This window comes from Anoxybacillus pushchinoensis, from assembly GCF_900111795.1.
Taxonomy (GTDB): Bacteria; Bacillota; Bacilli; order Bacillales; family Anoxybacillaceae; genus Anoxybacillus; species Anoxybacillus pushchinoensis.
In genome coordinates, this window is the sequence record NZ_FOJQ01000008.1 from 44,762 (window position 1) to 66,230 (window position 21,469).

Annotated in this window: 21 protein-coding genes, 1 pseudogene and 1 riboswitch; of the genes and pseudogenes, 10 read left to right on the forward strand and 12 right to left on the reverse strand. The window is 46.0% G+C overall.

From position 1 onward, the window contains the following. Positions 1-90: 90 nt before the first annotated feature. Together BM213_RS03915 and BM213_RS03920 are read right to left on the reverse strand one after the other, a co-directional pair. Positions 91-1,194 carry a CdaR family transcriptional regulator gene (locus BM213_RS03915; RefSeq protein WP_091701127.1) on the reverse strand — a complete coding sequence of 368 codons (1,104 nt, stop codon included), beginning with the start codon at positions 1,192-1,194 and terminating at the stop codon, positions 91-93. Between the two features lie 77 nt (positions 1,195-1,271). After that, the gene (locus BM213_RS03920; RefSeq protein ID WP_091701130.1) at positions 1,272-3,038 is read right to left on the reverse strand and encodes a methyl-accepting chemotaxis protein; all 1,767 of its coding nucleotides are present in this window, start codon (positions 3,036-3,038) and stop codon (positions 1,272-1,274) included. Positions 3,039-3,212: 174 nt separating this feature from the next. On the opposite strand from BM213_RS03920, the gene BM213_RS03925 reads away from it, so the two are divergent. Next, a complete protein-coding gene (locus tag BM213_RS03925; RefSeq protein WP_425265908.1) occupies positions 3,213-3,356 on the forward strand; it encodes a hypothetical protein in 144 nt (47 codons plus the stop codon). 117 nt (positions 3,357-3,473) lie between these two features. On the opposite strand, the gene BM213_RS03930 is transcribed toward BM213_RS03925, so the two are convergent. Then, positions 3,474-3,809 carry a DUF3905 domain-containing protein gene (locus BM213_RS03930; protein ID WP_091701132.1) on the reverse strand — a complete coding sequence of 112 codons (336 nt, stop codon included), beginning with the start codon at positions 3,807-3,809 and terminating at the stop codon, positions 3,474-3,476. A gap of 83 nt (positions 3,810-3,892) precedes the next feature. On the opposite strand from BM213_RS03930, the gene BM213_RS14615 reads away from it, so the two are divergent. From BM213_RS14615 to BM213_RS15135, 3 genes are read left to right on the forward strand one after another with little or no spacing between them, the layout of a single operon-like run. Further along, positions 3,893-4,039 (forward strand): hypothetical protein, encoded by a 147-nt coding sequence (locus BM213_RS14615; protein ID WP_003396832.1) that lies wholly within the window; start codon positions 3,893-3,895, stop codon positions 4,037-4,039. Further along, complete coding sequence (locus tag BM213_RS14620) at positions 4,017-4,172, forward strand: hypothetical protein (RefSeq protein ID WP_035018793.1); 156 nt, start codon at positions 4,017-4,019, stop codon at positions 4,170-4,172. The genes BM213_RS14615 and BM213_RS14620 overlap by 23 nt, the downstream gene beginning before the upstream one ends. Then, positions 4,169-4,303 carry a hypothetical protein gene (locus BM213_RS15135; protein WP_279625314.1) on the forward strand — a complete coding sequence of 45 codons (135 nt, stop codon included), beginning with the start codon at positions 4,169-4,171 and terminating at the stop codon, positions 4,301-4,303. The genes BM213_RS14620 and BM213_RS15135 overlap by 4 nt, the downstream gene beginning before the upstream one ends. 12 nt (positions 4,304-4,315) lie before the next feature. On the opposite strand, the gene BM213_RS03940 is transcribed toward BM213_RS15135, so the two are convergent. Both BM213_RS03940 and BM213_RS03945 read right to left on the reverse strand, forming a co-directional pair. Next, complete coding sequence (locus BM213_RS03940; RefSeq protein ID WP_091701135.1) at positions 4,316-6,043, reverse strand: B12-binding domain-containing radical SAM protein; 1,728 nt, start codon at positions 6,041-6,043, stop codon at positions 4,316-4,318. A gap of 98 nt (positions 6,044-6,141) precedes the next feature. Then, positions 6,142-7,920, reverse strand: coding sequence for an L-lactate permease (locus tag BM213_RS03945; RefSeq protein WP_091701137.1), 1,779 nt, complete (start codon positions 7,918-7,920; stop codon positions 6,142-6,144). A 217-nt stretch (positions 7,921-8,137) separates the two neighbouring features. Here BM213_RS03945 and BM213_RS03950 point away from each other — a divergent pair, with 217 nt between their 5' ends. From BM213_RS03950 to BM213_RS03975, 6 genes are all read left to right on the forward strand, one after another. After that, entirely contained in the window at positions 8,138-8,857 is a 720-nt protein-coding gene (locus BM213_RS03950) for a FadR/GntR family transcriptional regulator (RefSeq protein WP_091701140.1), read from the forward strand. Positions 8,858-8,964: 107 nt separating this feature from the next. After that, the gene (locus tag BM213_RS03955) at positions 8,965-9,681 is read left to right on the forward strand and encodes a (Fe-S)-binding protein (RefSeq protein ID WP_091701142.1); all 717 of its coding nucleotides are present in this window, start codon (positions 8,965-8,967) and stop codon (positions 9,679-9,681) included. A gap of 12 nt (positions 9,682-9,693) precedes the next feature. Further along, entirely contained in the window at positions 9,694-11,112 is a 1,419-nt protein-coding gene (locus tag BM213_RS03960) for a LutB/LldF family L-lactate oxidation iron-sulfur protein (RefSeq protein ID WP_091701144.1), read from the forward strand. After that, on the forward strand, positions 11,113-11,778 hold the full coding sequence (locus BM213_RS03965; protein ID WP_091701147.1) for a LutC/YkgG family protein: 666 nt from the start codon (positions 11,113-11,115) through the stop codon (positions 11,776-11,778). A 153-nt stretch (positions 11,779-11,931) separates the two neighbouring features. Next, a complete protein-coding gene (locus tag BM213_RS03970; RefSeq protein WP_091701169.1) occupies positions 11,932-14,091 on the forward strand; it encodes a PAS domain-containing sensor histidine kinase in 2,160 nt (719 codons plus the stop codon). A 62-nt stretch (positions 14,092-14,153) separates the two neighbouring features. Then, complete coding sequence (locus tag BM213_RS03975) at positions 14,154-14,312, forward strand: hypothetical protein (RefSeq protein ID WP_244149181.1); 159 nt, start codon at positions 14,154-14,156, stop codon at positions 14,310-14,312. 53 nt (positions 14,313-14,365) lie between these two features. Here BM213_RS03975 and BM213_RS03980 read toward each other — a convergent pair whose 3' ends face one another. The 7 genes and pseudogenes from BM213_RS03980 to BM213_RS04010 all read right to left on the reverse strand — a co-directional run. Further along, complete coding sequence (locus BM213_RS03980; RefSeq protein ID WP_091701149.1) at positions 14,366-15,325, reverse strand: ABC transporter permease; 960 nt, start codon at positions 15,323-15,325, stop codon at positions 14,366-14,368. A gap of 2 nt (positions 15,326-15,327) precedes the next feature. Beyond that, positions 15,328-16,815: a sugar ABC transporter ATP-binding protein gene (locus BM213_RS03985; RefSeq protein WP_091701152.1), complete on the reverse strand. Its 1,488-nt coding sequence runs from the start codon at positions 16,813-16,815 to the stop codon at positions 15,328-15,330. Continuing rightward, entirely contained in the window at positions 16,812-17,930 is a 1,119-nt protein-coding gene (locus BM213_RS03990; RefSeq protein ID WP_091701153.1) for a sugar ABC transporter substrate-binding protein, read from the reverse strand. Before BM213_RS03990 ends, BM213_RS03985 begins: the two co-directional genes overlap by 4 nt. Next, positions 17,927-18,961: an S-methyl-5-thioribose-1-phosphate isomerase gene (gene mtnA / locus BM213_RS03995; RefSeq protein WP_091701156.1), complete on the reverse strand. Its 1,035-nt coding sequence runs from the start codon at positions 18,959-18,961 to the stop codon at positions 17,927-17,929. The genes BM213_RS03990 and mtnA overlap by 4 nt, the downstream gene beginning before the upstream one ends. A 15-nt stretch (positions 18,962-18,976) precedes the next feature. Then, positions 18,977-20,146, reverse strand: a complete 1,170-nt coding sequence (gene mtnK, locus BM213_RS04000) for an S-methyl-5-thioribose kinase (protein ID WP_091701159.1) — start codon at positions 20,144-20,146, stop codon at positions 18,977-18,979. Positions 20,147-20,218: 72 nt separating this feature from the next. Next, positions 20,219-20,318: riboswitch (SAM riboswitch) on the reverse strand. An 86-nt stretch (positions 20,319-20,404) separates the two neighbouring features. Beyond that, positions 20,405-21,199, reverse strand: coding sequence for a carbon-nitrogen family hydrolase (locus BM213_RS04005; protein WP_167357366.1), 795 nt, complete (start codon positions 21,197-21,199; stop codon positions 20,405-20,407). A 36-nt stretch (positions 21,200-21,235) separates the two neighbouring features. After that, positions 21,236-21,469: pseudogene (locus BM213_RS04010) on the reverse strand (RNA-guided endonuclease IscB); the annotation flags it as partial.

A 21,469-nucleotide genomic window follows, 5' to 3' on the forward strand; every position in this document is an offset into this window, starting at 1 on the left:
CCACCTTCTTTCCTTTGTTTGTACTGTAAGCATATAAAAAAGCGGGAAAACCCGCTATGTATAAACATATAAAAATAAAACGCTTACACATTATTTTTTTGTTGTTTCATCTAAAAAACGAATAGCTAAGTATAAGGTGATGATATGTTCGAGATGGCGCACGTTCAGTTTCGTATAATCTTGTATTTTTTTTAGCCGATAATGAAGTGTATTAATGTGAATGTGAAGCGCCTCTGCCGTTCGTTTGAGCGATAAGTCGTTAGCGAACAACGTCCGCAGCGTATGCAACAATTCTTCATCGTGTATGAGCGGTTCAATCGTTCGTTTAATAAGTTCTTGTTTTGTCGCAGGCGAAATGTCTTCTAAACACATGTCCAATCGTAAATCTTCATCGAAAACGATGTCGCCTGTTTGTTTGGCGATATGAAGGGCACGTTCAGCTTGCTTATACGAATGGTACACCTGTTTACTATCTCCCATTTTTCCGCATCCGATATGAAGCGTCACATCGTATTTGTCTAATAATGCGCGTTGCATCGTTTTGAGTTTAGCGATCGTTCGTTCTTTGTCGTCGTCTGTTTGTAAAATAAGTAAGCGATCGTTTCCCCAACGGACGATGACATCACGTGCATCGCTCCAAACGGTTTGAACGTATTTCCACATGTCAACGGAAATCGTTTGTTTTGTTTCATTTAACGAAACGATAATGACGCGCCGCGAGCTAGCGAGGTCGATATGAAACAGTTGGGCTCGCTCGTGCAAGGATGGCGACCATTCGCGCGCTTGCAGCCAATCGAAGACGAACGTTTCAAGCGCACGCGCTTCAAGTTGTAACTGTTCCGTATAGTAGTTTTCTTGAATGAGAAGCTCGGTCATTTTTTTTAATAGCTCACCGTATGGTGATACGTTCGCTGGGTCTCCTGTAATGCCGATGACGCCAATGACGTCACCGTGAAAAAAAACAGGTAAGTTGATGCCAGCTTTTACTCCTTTGAGCGTTCCTTCGTCTTCTTTCGTAATGATTCGTTTTTGTTTTTCTTGGCAAACGAGAAACGCGCCTTCATGAAATTGCCCGATGCGCGTCGGGTCGGTGCTGGCGATAATGATGCCATGCGTGTCGACGATAATGAGATCTTCATGAATGAGGCGGCGGACGTCCGACACAATTTTTTTCGCAAGGTGAGGGGAAAGCATGCGTCCACTTCCTTTCTGAGTGAATACAAACGAAGAAACCGTCCTTTTGATGATGCGAAAGGACGGTTATCTATTTGTTACATTTGAAAGCGTGCGACCGCCTGACGAAGTTGCTCCGCTGTGCTTGCGAGCTCTTGCGACGAGGCGAGCAGCTCTTGCATCGTTGCGTTTTGTTCTTCTGTCGTTGCGGCGACTTGTTCAATATTATGGGCGGATTGAGATGAAATATCAATAATTTGGTCAGCGAATGCCGTCATCGTTTTCACTTTTTCTTCTACGGAACGAATCGTATCGTGCACTGTATCGCTTTCTGCTTGGACGCGCGCCATATCGGTCGAAATGGAATGGAAAATATGTCCGACTTGTTCGACGAGCGAATGACCTGTTTGGAACGATTCGCTGCTTTCATTCATCACATGTACAGCGTGCGCCGTTTGCGTTTGCGACTGTTCGGCAAGCGCGCGAATATTACCTGCAGCATGGGCCGTTTGTTCCGCAAGTTTGCGCACTTCTTCCGCAACGACGCCGAATCCTTTTCCGTGTTCTCCGGCGCGCGCCGCTTCAATGGCGGCGTTTAACGCAAGCAAATTCGTTTGATCGGAAATGTTTGCAATAAAGCCGACGATTTGATGAATTTCTTTCGATTTATCGTTTAGCGATTCAATAACTGTCGCAAGCCGTTCAATTTGTTCGCGAATGAGCTTCATTTGTGCAACCGTTTGCTCTACTAAAGATGTTCCTTCGTTGACGCGTTTCGTTGCTTCGTTTGTTCGTTTCGTCGTTTCAGATACTTTCGTCATAACAGTCGTTAGCGCATCAGATACGTCATGTACCGCTTCATTCGTTTGTTTCGATACATTCACTTGTTCATCTGCACCAGAGGCAACTTCGAGAATGGCTTGTGTAATTTGCTCGTTCGCTTCTGTCGTCGTTTCTGCATTCAATCGCAACGTTTGTGACATATCGTTTACATACTTTGCTGCCGCTTGAATTTGGGCGATAGATTGCGCTAGTCCGTCCATTAATTCATTCATCGCATGAGCGATTTGTCCGACTTCATCGTTGTTTGTATCCGTCAAACGCTCAACGCGCAAATTGCCGCGCGCAAGCTCATGGCAAATGTGCACAACTCGTTTTAACCGGTTGCTTATTTTACGGCTAACGACGGTAAGAGAAACGACCGATAAGGCGATGGCGACAACGACCGTTATAACCATCATCAACATATTTTTCGCGATCGTATCGTTCATTTGCGCGACAAGGTCATGCCGTTCACGAATAATGAGCTGCTTTAATATGTCGAGCTTTTCAATGCTCATATCGCGAATCGTCGCCGCTTTATTTTGGAAGCTCATAATTTGAAAAATGTCTATAATTTCCCCACGGTCGCGATATGATAAGATGGTCGGTTGAATCGTTTTATGAAGCAGTTCGTTCAGCTGGTTTTCGATAGAAATCGTTGATTGGTAAATCGTTTTCGCTTCTTCCGTTTGCATATACGGTTCGAGCTGCTTCATTTTATCGTTAAATTGCTTCGTTAAATCTTCATAGTTCCATAATGTTTCAGGGCGGGGATTTGTCATATAGTCAGTAATGACGATATATTTTTGTTTAAATAATGAGCCGAGGTCGGTAATTAAAATAGCTTGGTCGCTTTTTTGCTCCACTTGTTTTACGACGTTCGTTAAGTTATGAATAAGCAAGGCGACAAAAATGAAAACGCCGACAAATAAAACGGTCGTAAAGCTAAAAACGATCCCGTACTTTCTCCCGATCGTCGTTTTGTTTTTCAGTTCATCCGTTTTCGCTTTTTTCAGAAAACGGCTCATCCATCGGGCTTTCATGAAGAAGCCTCCTTTACTTTTTGTATCATTATAGCACGACAGTTCGTGGGAAGGGGAGAACATTTTTGGACAAAATGCCACGAATTTTGTTACAAATTTTTTGTTGCAATCGGTTTCAAGTTCGGTTGAAATTCAAATTAACAAGGACAATACATTAGCTATTGGAACTACATTATGGCGGCGTCGATGGTGTTTACGATGCCTGTGTTAGTCATTTATGCATTTTTTAATCGCTACTTTCTCAAAGGTATTTCGTTTACAGGTGGGAAAATGATCCCCCTTGTTTCATTTCTTCTAGCTCACGATATTCGTCTATAAATAAAAGAATATATCCCGTCACCAATTACTTTCATAAGTTGAATCCATTCGCGGTTCATATACGTCACCTCGTCATGTATTGCTCCTTCAATGTATGACGAAAGCGAGGCGAATGTATCAATCCGCCCCATATCCGACGTCTTTGTCTGGATGCATAAACGGAGCGTTTTCGCTTCGTTTTTCTTCTAATTGCGCACGATTTTCAGGCGTGTTCCAGCCGATGTCGTTCGTCGGATGCACCCATTCGTCCCCAGCCATGATGCTCGGGTCTGTTTCATCGCTCCATTGATGAAGCGGCGAGTTTGGCGAATTATATTTACTGTCGCCAATGACGACGCCATATTTGTTCACAAACGGCGGCTGCATGCGCATGCCCGTTCCTTTAAACGACGGAGCATGTATTTGATGCGGCAGTGTTTCGTCCAAAATTGGCGATTCGATATCTTTTTTCATCCATCATCACCTCGCTATTAATGTGGCTTAACAACGTATAAAATATGTCGTTTTGCATGACATTACTTGTAGGGGGGATTTATATGCGTTTTCCAATTGCGCAGTTGCATGAGCGCGACATCGCCCAAGTGCAACAATGGGAACAAACGCTTCGGCAACAAACAGGTGAAGACATTATATTGATTGCATACAAAGGAGTGGAACGTGATGAAAAGAAAAGTGACACATGATGCAGCAAAAACAAATAACCAAACGCCGACGGAAAGCATGCCGAAAGATGAATTTGCTGCGCAATACGCCGGTGGCGAAGATATGAGCCGAGGGGCGAACCGAAACTCGAAAAAAGGACGGCAAGGAAAATGAAAAATAAACAAGCAGGGAAAACGATTCCAATTCCAGGCGATATATTAAAGGAAGAATTCGGGAGCGAACAAGGCGACATCAATGCGCATAAAGTGATGGAGTTAATGGAAGAGGCAAAGAAGAAAAAGTAGGAGTGGAGGCTCCTACTTTTCCATTTCCAAAAAATACGTCTCTGCTTTCAACGTCGATTGGTTAAAGTATACGATCATCGCCATATGGCAACGGCGAATGTGTTTCGTTTGTAAATAATGCGGCAAGTCGAAAGGAATCATTTCGACGACGGTATGTTTAAATAATTCTTTTTCGCTTAGGGAAAGAAGATGCGGTTGTTCGGACAGTTTTTCGTATACGCGTGCGCGCGCACTCTTGTCCGTTTTTTCGTCCCACCACGGTTTGCGCGGTTTTTGTTTTTGATTGCGCAAATAGTCGTATTTCATCAACGCTTCGACAATTGGTAAGTTGGGCGTGTTTGTCGTTTGTAAAAACGAATAGAGACGGCGGAATAAATCTTCAAGCTGATGTCCGATGCGCGCCCATCCTTGTTCGTCCCAATACGTGCCGAACGATTGGAAAAAGTCAAACGGTGTGTCAAATAAATGGGTGACGATATATTCAATCGTCTCGTCCATGCGATGGTCGTTCCAATATTTTTCAAGCACATCTTCTACTTGTTTTAAGCGAATGACGTCGTCAAATGATAGCACGCGGTTGCGCAACATTTCATACGGCGCCCGATCCATAAAGATGTAGCCGTACTCGTCTGCTTGACGGCGCAGTCCTGTGCCGCGCAACATTTTTAAAAACCCGAGCTGCAATTCTTCAGGGCGAAGGGCAAACACGTCGTTAAACGTTTTTCGAAACGATGTGTAATCTTCTTCAGGAAGTCCGGCAATTAAATCGAGATGTTGCGCAATTTTTCCACCTTGTTTTACCATCGTAACCGTTCGGGTAAGTTTATCAAAATTTTGTTTCCGCATGACGAGTTTATTCACTTCATCGTTCGTCGATTGCACGCCAATTTCAAAGCGAAACAGTCCCGGCGGCGCTTCACGGTTTAAAAACTCGATCACTTCTGGACGCATAATATCCGCTGTAATTTCAAATTGAAAGACGACGCCCGGCACGTGTTCGTCAATTAAAAATTGAAACATATCCATCGCATAGCTGCGGCTAATGTTAAACGTGCGATCGACAAATTTAATGACTTTCGCGCCATGTTTCATTAAGTAGCGTAAATCTTCTTTTATTTTTTCACGGTCAAAATAGCGCACGCCAACTTCAATGGACGACAAACAAAATTGACAGCTGAACGGACAGCCGCGGCTCGTTTCGACGTATGTGACGCGTTTGGACAAATGCGGAATATCTTCTGGAAAGCGAAACGGCGACGGCATATTCGCTAAATTGATTTTATTTCGCTGCGGATTGATGACCGGTTTGCCGTCTTTATGAAAGGCAAGTCCAGCGATCGTTGCGACATCTTCACCGCGATGAAGCGCTGTCAGAAGCTGTTTAAACGTTTCTTCTCCTTCGCCGATGACGATATAATCAAACTGTGGTACGCTCTCAAGCCAATAAGCAACATCGTATGACACTTCCGGCCCACCGACGACGATCGTAACGTTCGGATGCACTTTTTTTAATAGCTGAACGACTTCAATCGTCTGTTCAATGTTCCAAATGTAACAGCTAAATCCAACGACATCTGGCTTGCGGCGGTATAAATCGGTGACGATATTTAACACAGGGTCTTTAATCGTATATTCGACGAGCTGCACATGAAACTCTGGTGCGGCGTATGCTTTCAAATACCGGATCGCTAAGTTTGTATGAATATATTTCGCATTTAACGTTGTACAGATAATGTTCACTGCAAACGACTCCTTCATATGTAGGTTGCAACAAACTATTATATCATATCGGAAGGGAAGGAAAAAAGGGTGCCCTACAAAAAGGACACCCTTTTATGTTATGCAGAAATTTGTTTTTCTGCTTTTGTCGTTTTGCCGCGGTTTGACATCATAAAGAAGATGAAAGCGACGACGACAGCGTATAAAATGAACCATATGTTGAAGCCGCCAACGACAAGCCCCATGCCAAGCATACCCGCAGCTAAAATGTAATATGTCATCGGAATGAGTGCTTTACGAATTAAATTTCCTTCTTGACCGACGAGGCCGACTGTTGCAGAAGCAGCGACGACGTTATGGACGCAAATCATATTTCCTGCTGCTCCACCAACAGCTTGCAGCGCAACGACGACCGCAGCACCTGAAGCTGACAAGCCGATGCTTTCTGCCGTACCGAACTGGAAGAGAGAGAACATCATATTGCTAAATGTGTTACTTCCAGCGATAAACGCGCCGAGCGCACCGATGAGCGGCGCAACGACCGGCCATGCTGAACCAGCGATGTACGATACCCCTTCTGCTAAAACGAGCGGCATGCTTGCAAGTTCTTCTGTTTTTGAGTTAATGAAAATGTTGATCATTGGTACGGCGAAAATGAGCGCTGAACCTGCGCTTAATGCCGTTTTAAATGAATCGCTAAACGCTTTTTTGTAGCTTTTTGCATCCATGCGATGTAACACGTATGTGATGAGCGAAACGACTAAGAAAATTGTACCCGGCAAGTAAAGTGGCGTCGATTTAATCGCGATGCCGGAGTTAAATACGTTGTCGATTAAAATGGTGACGCTTTCTCCTGTTAAAAATGTTTTTACTTCCGTTACTGTGCGCGTAATGACGAGCAAAATCGCAACTAATACGTATGGGAACCATGCGTTTAAAAGCGAAATGCGCTTGTTCCCTTGTTGCAAGTTCACTTGTTCGTTGTTTAAGCGGCCGATCCAATCTTGTTCCCATTCGCTCCGCTTTTCAAAGTCAAACGTATCTTTTGGCATAAACAAGCCTGCTTTTGCGGCTGGTACGACGATCATCAGGCCGATTAACGCCCCGACTAACGATGGAAACTCTGGTCCGAGCACGTTTGCGATTATCGCATACGGAACGGTGAACGCCAATCCGGCAAGCAACGCAAACTTCCATACGCGTAATCCTTCGCGGAATGAACGATTTTTACCGAAAAAGCGCGTCATCATGCCGACCATAATGAGCGGAATGAACGTTCCGACTAACGCATGAATGAGACCGACGTTTGCGGCAATTTGCAACAAATAATCCGTAAACTCCATATCGCCAATCGCTTTCATAACCGCTTCTTGGTTAGCAAGCCCTGTATTAACTCCAACGAGAATTGGCGTACCGATTGCCCCGAAAGAAACAGGCGTACTTTGAATAATAAGCGCAACTAGTACGGCGGCCATCGCAGGAAAACCGATTGCGACAAGAAGCGGGGCAGCGATGGCTGCTGGCGTACCAAAACCTGCTGCACCTTCAATAAATGAACCGAACAACCAAGCGATAATGATCGCTTGAATGCGGCGGTCTGGCGAAATGTGAATAAACCCTTGACGAATCGTTTCAATTGCGCCGCTTTCTTTCACCGTATTTAAAAGCAACACCGCACCGAAGACGATAAACATAATTTCAATCGCTGTTTTTATACCGTTGACGCTTGCGGCGGCGACAACGTTCATTTTCGTTCCCCAAACAAATAGCGCAATAGCTGCGGTGACAACGAGCGCAACAGGCATCGCGCGGCTCGCTGGCCATTTCAGCACGACGAGAAATAAGAAAACTGTTAAAATTGGCAATAGTGCGATAAAAGATAACATACCGATACTCATACAAATCCCCCTTTGTTTATGTGAATGATATAACAATATGTGATGACGTAATTCCTTATCCCCTCCTCATAAGGTCATACAATCATCTGATGAGTATATCATAATGTAAGCGCAATCATTTTTCAATACAAAAATTTAAAAATTTTTCACATTTCTTTTGTACAAAAATATGATATGATATTCTATTTGTGTGGGGGAGTAAACAAGAGATGATGGGGTGGACAATGTGTACAAACAAATTAAGCCGAAAAAAATATATGAAGAAGTAGCCGAAGCCATCTTACATATGATTCAAACGGGACAGTTAAAGCCCGGAGATAAACTCGACTCCGTCCAGCAGCTTGCCGAAAACTTTCAAGTCGGCCGCGCGGCCATTCGCGAAGCGTTAACGGCGCTTAGGGCGATGGGGCTTATTGAAATGAAACAAGGGGAAGGCACATACGTGCGCGAATTTGACCCAGCGATGTTATCGTTTCCGATTTCTGCTGCTGTGCTGATGAATAAAGAAGACGTTGCCCATTTATTAGAAGTGCGCAAACTGCTTGAAGTTGGCGCAGCTGGAGTGGCGGCGCGAAAACGGACGGAAGAAGATTTGCGCGCGATGCAAAGCGCCCTTACGCAAATGCGTGAGGTGATCGGCGATGAAGAGCTTGGGGAACAGGCCGACTTTTTATTTCATATGGCGATTGCGGCGGCGACGAAAAATCCGTTATTAGTTAGCTTAATGAACAACGTGTCGGGAATGATGATGGAAACGATGCGTGAAACGCGACGCATTTGGCTGTTTGCGAAACAAGCGACGACGGAGCAGCTGCTTGAAGACCATATCGCCATTTTTGAAGCGATTCGCGAACAAAACATCGAACTTGCGCAAGAGCGAATGAAAGACCATTTAGGACACGTAGAAAAAGTGCTTTCTGACTACATTTCTTTATGATGGGGGGGCTCCCTCCACACATACTCATCAGATGACCGGTTGACTAATTTGGCAATTGCATGTAAAGTGAAGGAAAAGAAAACGTTTTCTTGGAGAGGGGATTTCGGATGAACGTCACATTATTCGTTACATGTTTAGTCGATTTATTTCACGTCAATGTCGGAAAAGCGACAGTAGAGCTGTTAGAGCGGCTTGGATGCACAATTCATTTTCCAGAAGGGCAAACGTGCTGTGGTCAGCCCGCGTACAATAGCGGGTATGTAAAAGAAGCGAAGGAAGCGATGAAACATATGATTCGCACGTTTGAACATGCAGAATATATCGTGACCCCATCCGGTTCGTGTGCAACGATGTTTAAAGAATATCCGCACATTTTTCAAGGTGATGGGGAATGGGAAGAACGCGCGCAACGCCTCGCCGATAAAACGTACGAACTGACGCAATTTATTGTTGATGTGCTAAAAGTGGAAGATGTTGGCGCGCGGTTAGAAGGGAAGGCGACGTACCATACGTCATGTCATATGACGCGCCTGCTCGGCGTGAAAGACGCGCCGTTTACGTTATTACAACACGTGAAAGGGCTGGAAGTTGTCCCTTTGCCAAACGCGCACAATTGCTGTGGATTTGGCGGCACGTTTTCCGTAAAAATGGGGCCGATTTCAGAACAAATGGTCGATGAAAAAATTCAATGCATTGAACAAGTCGAAGCGGACTACTTAATTGGCGCCGATTGCGGCTGTTTAATGAACATCGGCGGGCGCATCGAACGAAAAGGGAAGCCGATTCGCGTCATGCATATTGCCGAAGTGCTGAACTGTCGATAAGGGGGGATTTATATGGCATTGAAAATTAACATGGGAGAGTTTCACGAACGGGTGGAAAAGGGGATTCATAATACGTTTATGCGCGGGGCAGTGGCAGGGGCGCAAGAGCGACTGCGCACGCGCCGATTAGAAGCAGCCGAAGAACTCGGCAACTGGGAAGAATGGCGCGCGCTCGGAGAAGAAATTCGCCAACATACACTTGAAAACTTAGACTATTATTTAATGCAACTGAGCGAAAATGTAAAAAAACGCGGCGGCCATGTGTTTTTTGCGCAAACGGCAGAAGAAGCAAACGACTACATTTGCCGCGTCGTCGCAAGCAAACAAGCGAAAAAAATTGTGAAATCGAAGTCGATGGTGACGGAAGAAATTCATATGAATGCCGCATTAGAGAAGCTTGGCTGTGAAGTCATTGAAACGGATCTTGGCGAATACATTTTGCAAGTCGACGACCACGATCCACCGTCTCATATCGTTGCGCCGGCGCTTCATAAAAATAAAGAACAAATTCGCGACGTATTTAAGGAAAAGTTAGCGTACACAAAAACGGAAAAGCCGGAAGAGCTTGCCCTTCATGCGCGCCATATGCTTCGCCATGAATATATGACAGCTGATGTGGGCATTACCGGATGCAATTTTGCGATTGCCGAGTCCGGTTCGATTACGCTCGTGACGAACGAAGGAAACGCCGATTTAGTCACCGCATTGCCGAAAACACAAATTACAGTCATGGGAATGGAGCGCATCGTACCGACGTTTGAAGAAATGGAAGTGCTCGTTAGTTTACTGACGAGGAGTGCGGTCGGGCAAAAGTTGACGAGCTACATTACCGTATTAACCGGTCCGCGCGAGGAAGGGGAAGTGGATGGACCAGAAGAATTTCATCTCGTCATTGTCGATAACGGGCGTTCTGACATTTTAGGAACGGAATTTCAGTCGGTGTTACAATGCATTCGCTGCGCGGCTTGCGTCAACGTCTGCCCGGTATATCGCCATATCGGCGGTCATTCATACGGTTCGATTTATTCCGGGCCGATCGGGGCGGTATTGTCCCCGCTTCTTGGCGGTTACGATGATTATAAAGAATTGCCGTATGCGTCCACGTTATGCGCGGCATGTACGGAAGCGTGCCCGGTTAAAATTCCGCTTCATGAACTGCTATTAAAACATCGCCAAACGATCGTCGAGCGCGAAGGAAAAGCGCCGATTTCGGAAAAATTAGCGATGAAAGCGTTCGGATTAGGTGCAGCATCATCGCTGTTATATAAGCTTGGTTCAAAAATTGCCCCGACTGCCGTCAATCCGTTTACGACAAACGACCGCATTTCGAAAGGACCTGGACCGTTAAAAGCGTGGACGGACATTCGCGAGTTTCCAGCGCCAGAAAAAGAGCGATTCCGCGACTGGTTGAAACAAAGGGGGAACGAATAAATGGAAGCTTTTTTACAACGAATTGCTTCACGACTTGGACGCGATGTGCGTACGTCTGTAGAACGCCCGAAATGGAAACATGCCCCGCAACATACCGTATTTCAAGGGTATAGCCAAGACGAGTTGCTTGATGAATTAAAAAAGCAATGTACGCGCATTCATACGACGCTTGTCGAAACGACAGCGGGTCGTCTCGTTGACGCGATAGACGACGTTATAGCGGCACATGGCGGCGGCCCGATTGTCGTCGCCAACGATGAGCGTTACGAGCAGTTTGGATTAAGCTCGCTTTTCACGCGCGAAGATGTACACGTATGGGATCATACGCTCGGACGGGCGAATATCGAAGCGGCTGAGCGAGCCAATATTGGCATCACCTTTAGCGATATAACATTAGCTGAATCAGGAACGGTTGTGCTATTAAACAACCGCGATCAAGGGCGGACGATTAGCTTTTTGCCAAAAACGTATGTTGCGATCATCCCGAGAAGTACTATCGTTCCGCGCATGACGCAAGCGGCTCGCACTATTCGCGAACGAGGACACGTACCATCATGCATCAACTTCATTACAGGTCCGAGCAACTCCGCAGATATTGAAATGAATTTAGTCGTCGGCGTGCACGGACCGGTGAAAGCGACATATATCGTCATCACCGACCGATGAGCAGCGAACAAGCTGCTCTTTTTTATTCCGATCAGATTAGTGAAATTATCAGAAAGTTAAGAAGGAATAGCAAAAAATGTAGCGAATATAATCAAAAATATAGTAGAGAGGGAGTTAGTCGGGGAGGGAAACCATTTGAGTGCGAAAGGAAATATGATTGAAAAACCACAATCCATCCACATGGCCAAACAAGAAAAAGAAGCGATGGAGGAGAAAATTCGTCAATATCGTTTTATTTTTGAACAAGCGACAGATGCGATTGCGTTAGTGAATAAAGACGGTGCGTTCATCGACATGAATGAAGCGGCGTGCCGCCTGTTTCGTGCGTCAAAAGAAAAACTGCTACAAAAACATTTTCAAGACTATTTGCATCTTGTTCCTGAACATGTTTTCCAATTTCAAAAACAAATGCTTCATAAGTTCGGGTCATACGATGACGAGCTTGTTATCCGTTTAGCTGATGGCGAAACGAAGCATGTGCAATTGTTTATGCGCCGCCACCCATCATTTGATTTATACATCATCCGCGACATTTCCTCAAAAAAAGTGCTTGAGCGTGAACGTTCGATTAACGAAACGTTATTTAAAGATTTGTTTAACCGCGCAGGCGACGGCATCGTCATTTTTGATGTACAAGGGCGATTTATTGATGCGAATCCTTCCTTTTGCGCGAGCGTCAACGTAAACAAAGAGGAGCTGTGCAAGCTTTCCATTCAAACATTTATCCCGATCGAATATCATCATTTGTTCGAACAACTGTTGCTGACGTTAAAGCGCACAGGGACAGTATCGAGCGAACTGCCGTTTATTTTAGCGGACGGCATGCAAAAGCTGTTTGAAATTACCCTTACGGCGAACGTACATAGCGGCTTTTTTATGGCGATTATGCGCGACGTCACCGAAAAACGAAATATGGAAATGAACTTACAGCGAAGTGAAGAGCGGTTTCGTGCCATTTTTGAACAAGCTCACGAAGCGATTTTCATTTGCGATGATTGTGGCAACATTTTGCGCGCCAACCCTGCGGCAAGCCGAACGTTTGAATTGCCGCTCCACGATCTTGTCCATGCGAACGTCTTGCAATTTGTCGATGCAAAAAGTAAAAAAGTGCGCCGCGTGCTGCGCCAATTTTTCCGCGACGGAGAAATTCGCGACGAATTAACGTTTCATATGCCAAATGGAGAGCGAAAACAGCTTGAATTTACGTCAAAAAAAGGAGTCATTAACGGCTACCATTTAACGATTTTTCGCAACGTTAGCGAACGTAAAAAAATGGAGAAAGAGTTGCGCGAACAAGAACAAAAATTTCGCAGCATATTTAATCATGCGATGGACGGGATGATGTTAATTGACGATGAGCAGCGCATTTTTGATGCGAATCCGGTAGCGTGCCGCATTTTCGCTTTAAAAAAAGAACAGTTGATCGGAAAACGTGTGCACGCTTTTATCGGAACGAATCATTTAAAACATTTTCAAACGTGGTTGAGCAAAGCAGGGGAAGAAGAAGAATTCGTCATGGTGGACGGAAAAGGGAAACAAAAAATTGTTGAACTGTCGTTTAAACGAAACGTCATTGAACATGTTGGACTTATGATGGTGCGCGACATCACGGAGAAAAAAGAAATGGAAGAACGTCTGCGCAAGTCGGATACGTTAAACGTCGTCGGACAGCTTGCGGCAGGAATCGCCCACGAAATTCGCAACCCGATGACGGCGTTAAAAGGGTTTATTCAACTGTTGCAAGGAAGCATGAGTCATGAGAACGAAACGTATCATATGTACTTCGAGGTCATTATGTCGGAATTAAAACGAATTGAATCGATTATTACCGAGTTTCTTGTGCTCGCTAAACCGCAAGCCACTCATTATGAAAAAAACGATGTCGCGAAAGTGATGCAAGAGACGGTTGACTTATTAAGCGTGCAAGCGACGATGCATAACATTCAAATTGAAGCCACATATGAGCCGATTCCGCCCGTTTATTGCGATTCGAAACAACTGAAACAAGTGTTTATTAACATATTAAAAAATGCGATCGAAGTGATGCCAAAAGGCGGGACGATTACCGTGTCCGTTCAGCGTGTCGACGAACGGGTGCGCATTGCCATTCGCGACCAAGGTTGCGGCATTCCGAAAGAAAAAATAAAAAAAATAGGCGAGCCGTTTTATACGACGAAAGAGCGAGGCACAGGGCTCGGATTAATGGTAAGCTATAAAATTATCGAAGAACATCATGGACGCATTGATGTCGAAAGCGAAGTCGGCGTGGGCACAACGTTTTATATTACTTTACCAGCGACGAACGATATATAGTACAATAGACTGACAGCTAAAGAGGTGGATATGATGTCTTCGTCCGGCAGTAAGCGAACTGCTTGAAAAAGGAACGGACTATTCGTTTCACGGACGTCGATACGTTATCGTATAACCATTTTACAACGGAAGATTTCGCAAAGTTAAAACAAATTGATGAACTCATTGCCCGCACAAGCAAGAAATATCTGCCGAAGTCATTCAGTTGCTCGATGAACTGATTGAAAAAGTCGAAAAAGAACGAACGTTTGAAACCCACCTCGCGTAAGGTGGGTTATTTTTTCGCTATATGGGACAACGCAAGTGCAAAAATTAAAATGGCGCCTTTGACAATATCTTGAGCGTAATATGGCACGTTCATCATCGTCAGCCCATTTAACAATACGCCAATGAAAATCGAACCGAGCAACGTGCCGATGACGTTCGGCTTGCCAGCGCCGAATACAGAAAAGCCGATGAACGCCGCTGCGACCGCATCCATTAATAACGGCGCACCTGCCGACACTTGTCCGGTGCCGATGCGCGAAGCGAGCACAATGCCACCTAAAGCTGCAAACGCTCCGCTAATCATATAAGCATACGCGCGATAGCGATTGACCGGAATGCCGGTTAGTCTTGCGGCTTCGCGGTTTTCTCCGGTCATATAAAACATTCGCCCTGCTTTCGTGTACGTTAAAAAAAGATGGGCGCAAACGACGATGATGAGCATAAGCAAGACGGAAAAAGGGATGCCAAACAGCTCTCCTTGCCCGATAAACAAAAAAGAAGGGATAAACTTGCCCGGCGCTACACCACCTTCTGGAAGCGGCATGTCATTATAAATGGAAAATCCTTTCGTATATGTGAGCTGAACGCCGTTGACGATATACATGACCGCTAACGTCGCCAACAAATCAGGCAGCCGCAGTTGAATCGTTAAAAACGCATTGCACAACCCGACGAGCACTCCGAGAAGAAGCGGAATGATGAGCGCGACAAATAGTTCTTGCCGATGTAAAACGAGCGCGGATGCGCTAGCGATCGTCGCTAAGCTAGCGGTTGAGCCGACCGATAAATCGAACCCATCGACGATAAGCGAAAATGTGATTCCAATTGCGACGAGCGTGACGATAGAAATGGATCGTAAAATGTCGCTAAAATTCGCATACGTGAAAAAAGAGTCGAGCGTCGCGCTAAAAAAAGCGATGACGACAACAATCGCAACGATCGTTCCGTATTTATATAAAAATTTCACCTTTATTCACCTCCGCTCATGTCATGAACGAGCTGTTCGTATGTCGTTTCATATGCTTTCACTCGCTTAATGAAGCGACCGTCCACCATGACGTAAATGGTATCGGCGATATGAAGAAGCTCTTGGCATTCGCTCGTGAAATAAATAATCCCCTTTCCTTCGTCCGCAAGCGAGCGAATAATCGCAAACACTTCTTCTTTCGCATGCACGTCAATGCCTTTTGTCGGCTCATCAAAAATAAAGACGTCGCCATTTGTTTGCAGCCATTTCCCGATGACGACTTTTTGTTGATTGCCGCCGCTTAAGTTTTTCGCAAGCGCAGTCGGCGAAGACGGACGAATATGTAACGAAGAAATGAGGCTTGTGGCGATCGTGCGCTCACGTCGTTTGTCAATCCATTGCCATGGAGCGATGTTTGACAATAGCCGCACCGTCAAATTTTTTTCGACCGTTTCGTTCATAAATAGCCCTTGTTTGCGCCGTTCTTCTGGAATGAAACAAACGCCAGCTTCAATGGCGTCTTTTGGTGACGACCATGCTTGTTTTTTGCCGCGGACGATGCGTTCGCCTGTCGTTTTTACGTGAGCGATCATACTTTCGGCGAGTTCTGTTTTTCCCGCTCCAACGAGGCCGGCGATGCCGACAATTTCCCCGCGGCGTACAGTAAGGTCGACCGTCGTTTTCGTTTTCGGAATGTATAGTTGCTTCACTTGAAAAAGCGGCTCTCCGCTTATTTCACGACGATGTTTTTGGCGCACGTCCGCTCGTCGTCCGACCATATGGCGCACGATATCTTCTGTCGCTAGCGACACATCGCCTTCGTAAACGACTGTCCCATCGCGCAAAATCGTCATGCGGTCGCAAATGCGTTTTATTTCGTGAAGTTTGTGCGAAATGTAAATAAACGCCACGCCTTGCGTTTTTAACTGTTCAATCATCGCAAACAACCGGTTCGTTTCTTCATCGCTAAGCGAGGCGGTCGGCTCGTCTAAAATGATGTAGCGCGCGGAAGAGGAAAGGACGCGCGCCAGTAAAATGAGCTGTTTTTCATGAAGCGTGCACGTTTGTACGGGCGCATCGAGCGACAAATGTTCCAAGCCGACGCGCGCAAGAAGCTGTGTGACAAATGAACGTTGCTTCGTTTTTGAAAACAACGGTTGTTTTTGCGCGACGATATGTTCGGCGAGCACGTTTTCGTATACGGACAAAGCAGGGAACAACGCGGCATCGACTTCTTGTACGACATGTCCGATGCCCGCTCGTTTCGCATCTTTTGGTGAAAAAAAGGTGTGCGTCTTTCCGTCGATGGCAATCGTTCCGCGCGTCGGCTGCAACACGCCGGCTAAAATGTTCATTAACGTGCTTTTTCCTGCTCCGTTCATTCCTAAAAGGGCGTGAACTTCGCCCGGTTGGACATGGAAGTTCACGCCGTTTAATACGGTGACGTCACCAAATGAATGGACGATCTCATTCATGCGTAAGCCGCTCATTGCTTATTCACCTTTGCCTCTAACGTTTTCATCCACGGTGAAACCGCAACGTTCGATTGTCCCCAGCCTTGGATGTAGTTGTGCAAATCGTTCATCGTAATCGCTGTGTTTGGTAAATCGGAACGTTTCACTAAATGCGGCTCAAGTGAGTAAATGTTTGGTGTCGGCTCGCCAGCAATTTTTTGGTAAGCAAAGCGCACTTGTACGCGCCCAACTTCCGCTGGATCGGTAGCAGTCGTTGCGACCCAAGGGCTGTTTGGCTGTTGAATGATTTGTAAATCTTCATCGCTTAAGTCGATGCCGTACACTTTAATTTCTGTTCGGCCTGCTTGTTGAATGGCGCGCGTCGCTCCTTTGGCGAACTCATCCCACGTCGCAAACACCGCATCGATGTCGCCTTTGTTCGGATATTTTTTCAAAATCGCTTCCATTTGCGTTTGTGTATCTAATGCAGTATTGGCGCTTGCGGTGCCGAATTTCGCCACTTCTTTTATGTTCGGATATCGTTTTTGAAACGCTTCATAAATGACGTGGCGCCGCTCCATCGGCGTAAAACCGCCGACCCAAATGGTGACAATTTCCCCTTCGCCGTTTAAATCTTCCGCTAACGTTTTTAACGTTTTCCACGCTAAGCTGTAATCGTCTTGGTCAATAACCGTGACGCCCGGAATGTTTAAGTCGTTGTCGAATGCGACGACGTGAATGCCTTTCGCGAGCGCTTTTTCAACAGGCGCTTTGAGCGCGTCGGCGCGTCCGTGGTCTAGTAAAATGGCATCGACGTTTTGGTTGATTGCTGTTTCAACGTATGAGGCCATTTTCGTTAAATCGTTGTCGGCGTTATAAATTTGCACGTCGCCGCCAAATTTCGCGACTTGTTCTTTTACGCCGGCGATATATTGCGATGAAAACGTGCCGATCGACATTTGCATAATGGCAGCAATCTTAATCGGCTTTTGTAACGCTTCTGGAATGTCGGCTTGTTCTGTTTCTCCTTTTGCTTCTTCTTTCGCTTCTTGTTTCGGCTGTTCGGCCGGTTTCGATACGGCGTCTTGTTCATTCGTGCAACCTGTTAAAAGGGCAAATATAAGCACGATGAGTATTGATAGTTTTTTCATGTGAAAACCCCCTCAAATAATGTCGGTAGCTTCGTTTTGTAGTCGCCAGACACGATGCCTTTTTCGGTAATGATGCCGGTAATGAGTTCATGCGGCGTAACGTCAAATGCAGGATTGTACACGTTCACATTCGGCGCGATGTTTACACCAGCGATATGGGTCACTTCTTCTTTCGCCCGTTCTTCAATCGGAATGTCGTCCCCTGTTTCCGTCTGTAAGTCGATCGTCGATAGCGGAGCGGCGACGTAAAACGGAATGTTGAACGCGTTCGCTAAAATCGCTAAGCCGAGCGTGCCGATTTTGTTCGCTGTATCGCCGTTGGCGGCAATGCGGTCTGCCCCGACGATGACGGCAGAAATGCGCTTTGCTTTCATCGTTTGCGCCGCCATATTGTCTGTAATGAGCGTCACATCGACGCCAGCTTGCGAAAGTTCCCAAGCGGTAAGCCGCGCACCTTGCAGCACAGGGCGCGTTTCGCAAGCGTACGCATGAAGCGTCATTTCTTTTTCTTTCGCTAAATGAAACGGTGCGAGCGCCGTGCCGTATCGGGCGGTAGCAATCGCCCCCGCATTGCAAATCGTCATGATGCGATCGCCGTCTTGGAACAAAGAAAGGGCATGTTCGCCGATGCGTCGGCATACGTCTTCATCTTCAACTTGAATGCAAATCGCTTCATGAATGAGCGTCGTTTTCGCTTCATTGACCGAGGTGGCGTTGGCGACGCTTTTCATAAGCCGGTCAAGCGCCCAAAATAAATTGACGGCGGTCGGACGCGAACTTGCTAAATAGTCGCGGTCGCGCTTTAAATTGGCGTGAAACTGTGCTAAGTCGTTTGTTTCATACGATTTTGCCGCAAGCGCTAACCCGAAGGCAGCGGTCATGCCGATTGCTGGCGCCCCGCGCACTTTTAACGCGACGATCGCGTCCCATACGTCTTTTATATTTTTTAACTCTAAATATTCAGTCTTATGAGGCAACGCTTGTTGGTTTAAAATCGTAATATGCGTATCGTGCCATTGTACAGATTTCATCGTATCGTCTTCCCCCTAGCTGTTGACATGTGCGGTTTGTTCAACGAGACGTTTGATAGCATGAATCGGCAAATGTTCACGTTGCACGATGAGTTCGCGTCCGAGGCGAAGAGCGTGCCGTTTTGCTTCTAGCCGCCGTTCAAGCGGCAATTCGTCCAAATCAGCTACGTGCGCTAAGCCGATCGTGCGGCGAATGACTTCGCAACCCGCAAATCCGATCGCTTCGACGAGCGCATCGCTTACGATGTCGTCGAGTACGAAAGAAACGCGCGCATACGGTTCGTTGCTTTCTTGCCAACATGTTGTAAATGTACGAACAAACACGTCCCACGTTTTTTCAATATGCGTAAAGAGCGGCTCGCGTTCGCTTTCATGGCGAGAGAGGGCGTTTAATAGTAAATTGGCAAAAAATTGCCCTAAATCAAAGCCGATCGGACCGTAAAATGCAAATTCTGGATCAATTACTTTCGTGTCATCGTCGCTTGCGAATATGCTTCCGGTATGTAAGTCGCCATGAAGCAACACGTCTGCTTTTGTTAAAAAGAGCCGTTTTAATTTCGCTGCTTCGCGCTTGAGTTCATCATCTTGCCAAAGCCGCTCGACATCAGCACGAAGCTCCGTTTCAAAGCTGTTCGTGTCGTGGTCAAAAAACGGGTCGGTAAAGACGAGATCTTCCGTAATTTTACAAAGTTCAGGGTTTGTAAACTGTTGCACGAGCTTCTTTTTTTGTTGTTGATTCATGCCAAAATCCGATGTATAAAACGCTGTTTTCGCGACAAACTCACCGATATGTTCAGAAAGCTTCGGAAATGTTTTTCCTTCGATCAGCCCGCGGCGTGCAATTTGTAAATGGGATAAATCTTCCATCACCGTAATCGCTAAAGTCTCATCGGAATAATACACTTTCGGAACATACTGAGGAACGTAGCTCGCGAACGTGCGCAACGCTTGGCTTTCGATTGTCGCGCGCTTTAATGTAAGCGGCCAGCTTTCGCCGACGACTTTCGCGTACGGCAGCGCTTGTTTTATGATGATGCTATCGTTTGTGCGCTCGTTGACGATGCGAAAGACGAGGTTTAAGTTGCCATCGCCAATTTCTTGGCATGAAAGAAGTGCATCTTCTTGGAATAGCCCTAAACGAATCGCGAGCGCGACCGCATTTTGCTCTGTTAACGGTTCGTACATATGAATTCCCTCCTTGACATAAATAAAAAACCTCTTTCGCTGAACGAAAGAGGTTTGAAGTTTGCTTCGCACCTCTTATCTCTCAGCCTACTGCTGCAAGAATTAGCACCGTGCGTCATCGCCGGTTGCCGGGTTTCATCGGGCTCGTCCCTCCACCTGCTCTTGATAAGAGTGTTTGTATTATTCGAATGTTTGTAACAATGAAAAAGTTTCATGAATTCGCTTGATTCGAATCATACATCGCTTCATGTTTGTTTGTCAATCATTTTTTTGAAATTTTTTATACACATCTGGGCGGCGATCGGAAAAAATCGGGATGCGTGCGCGCACGTCTTGCACTTCGTTTATGTCGATATTCGCCACAATGACCGTTTCTTGTTCGTCTCCTTCGGCAAGAATGTTTCCCCACGGATCAATGATCAGCGAATGTCCGGCAAATTCGTTGTTCGGATCTTTTCCTGCGCGGTTGCAAGCGACGACGTAACATTGATTTTCGATCGCGCGCGCCATTAACAACGTGCGCCAATGATGCAGGCGAACGAGCGGCCATTCGGCGACGACAAATAGCACTTCGGCACCGTGAAGCACATGAGCGCGAATCCATTCCGGAAAGCGAATGTCATAACAAATGACGCCTGCGCCCGTCACACCGTCAAGCGAAAATATACCCGTCGTTTCCCCAGCTTGCAAATGTTTATGTTCATCCATCAATTTGAACAAATGAAGTTTGCTATATTCACAAACGACATCGCCGTTTCGATCGACGATATACATCGTGTTCGTTATTTGTCTTTCTGTCTTTTTCGCTACCGATCCGCCGACAATATGCACATTGTACGCACGTGCAAGCGAAGAAAGAAACGTTTTTGCATCTTCGCCGTTTTCATCGGCGATATCGCCAAGTCTCGCTAAATCGTATCCTGTCGTCCATAGCTCTGGCAAGACGACGACGTCGACGTTACGGGCAATTTGTTCCATGTAGCGCACGACGGTTTGTTTATTTTTTTCCGGCTCCCCAAAGGCAATGTCCATTTGTATACAAGCAATATTCATTCGTTTCACGAAACTCACGCAAGGAAGCCCCTGCCTTTAGGCACGGGGAGGAATTGCGCCTTGTGCAAGCTCCGCTTCCTCCTTTCTGTAAGTATATCCATCAAATCGCTGAATGACTTGAATATATTTATAGCTGATTCCTTGTGCGATACGTTTACCGTCTTTTCCTTTGATGTCGAAATTTCCAGTCTTCCTGCATGCCACTTCACCAAACCACACGCCTTTGTATTTTCCTCTTGGAACAATAGCCTTAACCATGTCTCCTGTTTG

Excerpts from the sequence above, each read along its gene's own strand:
- BM213_RS03990 (WP_091701153.1), bottom strand. The coding sequence starts at position 17,930 with ATGAAAAAACTATCAATACTCATCGTGCTTATATTTGCCCTTTTAACA.
- BM213_RS14615 (WP_003396832.1), top strand. The coding sequence starts at position 3,893 with ATGCGTTTTCCAATTGCGCAGTTGCATGAGCGCGACATCGCCCAAGTG.
- BM213_RS03960 (WP_091701144.1), top strand. The coding sequence starts at position 9,694 with ATGGCATTGAAAATTAACATGGGAGAGTTTCACGAACGGGTGGAAAAG.
- BM213_RS03915 (WP_091701127.1), bottom strand. The coding sequence starts at position 1,194 with ATGCTTTCCCCTCACCTTGCGAAAAAAATTGTGTCGGACGTCCGCCGC.
- BM213_RS03925 (WP_425265908.1), top strand. The coding sequence starts at position 3,213 with ATGGCGGCGTCGATGGTGTTTACGATGCCTGTGTTAGTCATTTATGCA.
- BM213_RS03945 (WP_091701137.1), bottom strand. The coding sequence starts at position 7,920 with ATGAGTATCGGTATGTTATCTTTTATCGCACTATTGCCAATTTTAACA.
- mtnK (WP_091701159.1), bottom strand. The coding sequence starts at position 20,146 with ATGTACGAACCGTTAACAGAGCAAAATGCGGTCGCGCTCGCGATTCGT.
- BM213_RS03985 (WP_091701152.1), bottom strand. The coding sequence starts at position 16,815 with ATGAGCGGCTTACGCATGAATGAGATCGTCCATTCATTTGGTGACGTC.
- BM213_RS03930 (WP_091701132.1), bottom strand. The coding sequence starts at position 3,809 with ATGAAAAAAGATATCGAATCGCCAATTTTGGACGAAACACTGCCGCAT.
- BM213_RS03970 (WP_091701169.1), top strand. The coding sequence starts at position 11,932 with ATGATTGAAAAACCACAATCCATCCACATGGCCAAACAAGAAAAAGAA.
- BM213_RS03920 (WP_091701130.1), bottom strand. The coding sequence starts at position 3,038 with ATGAAAGCCCGATGGATGAGCCGTTTTCTGAAAAAAGCGAAAACGGAT.
- mtnA (WP_091701156.1), bottom strand. The coding sequence starts at position 18,961 with ATGAAATCTGTACAATGGCACGATACGCATATTACGATTTTAAACCAA.
- BM213_RS14620 (WP_035018793.1), top strand. The coding sequence starts at position 4,017 with ATGAAAAGAAAAGTGACACATGATGCAGCAAAAACAAATAACCAAACG.
- BM213_RS04005 (WP_167357366.1), bottom strand. The coding sequence starts at position 21,199 with ATGAATATTGCTTGTATACAAATGGACATTGCCTTTGGGGAGCCGGAA.
- BM213_RS03955 (WP_091701142.1), top strand. The coding sequence starts at position 8,965 with ATGAACGTCACATTATTCGTTACATGTTTAGTCGATTTATTTCACGTC.
- BM213_RS15135 (WP_279625314.1), top strand. The coding sequence starts at position 4,169 with ATGAAAAATAAACAAGCAGGGAAAACGATTCCAATTCCAGGCGATATA.
- BM213_RS03965 (WP_091701147.1), top strand. The coding sequence starts at position 11,113 with ATGGAAGCTTTTTTACAACGAATTGCTTCACGACTTGGACGCGATGTG.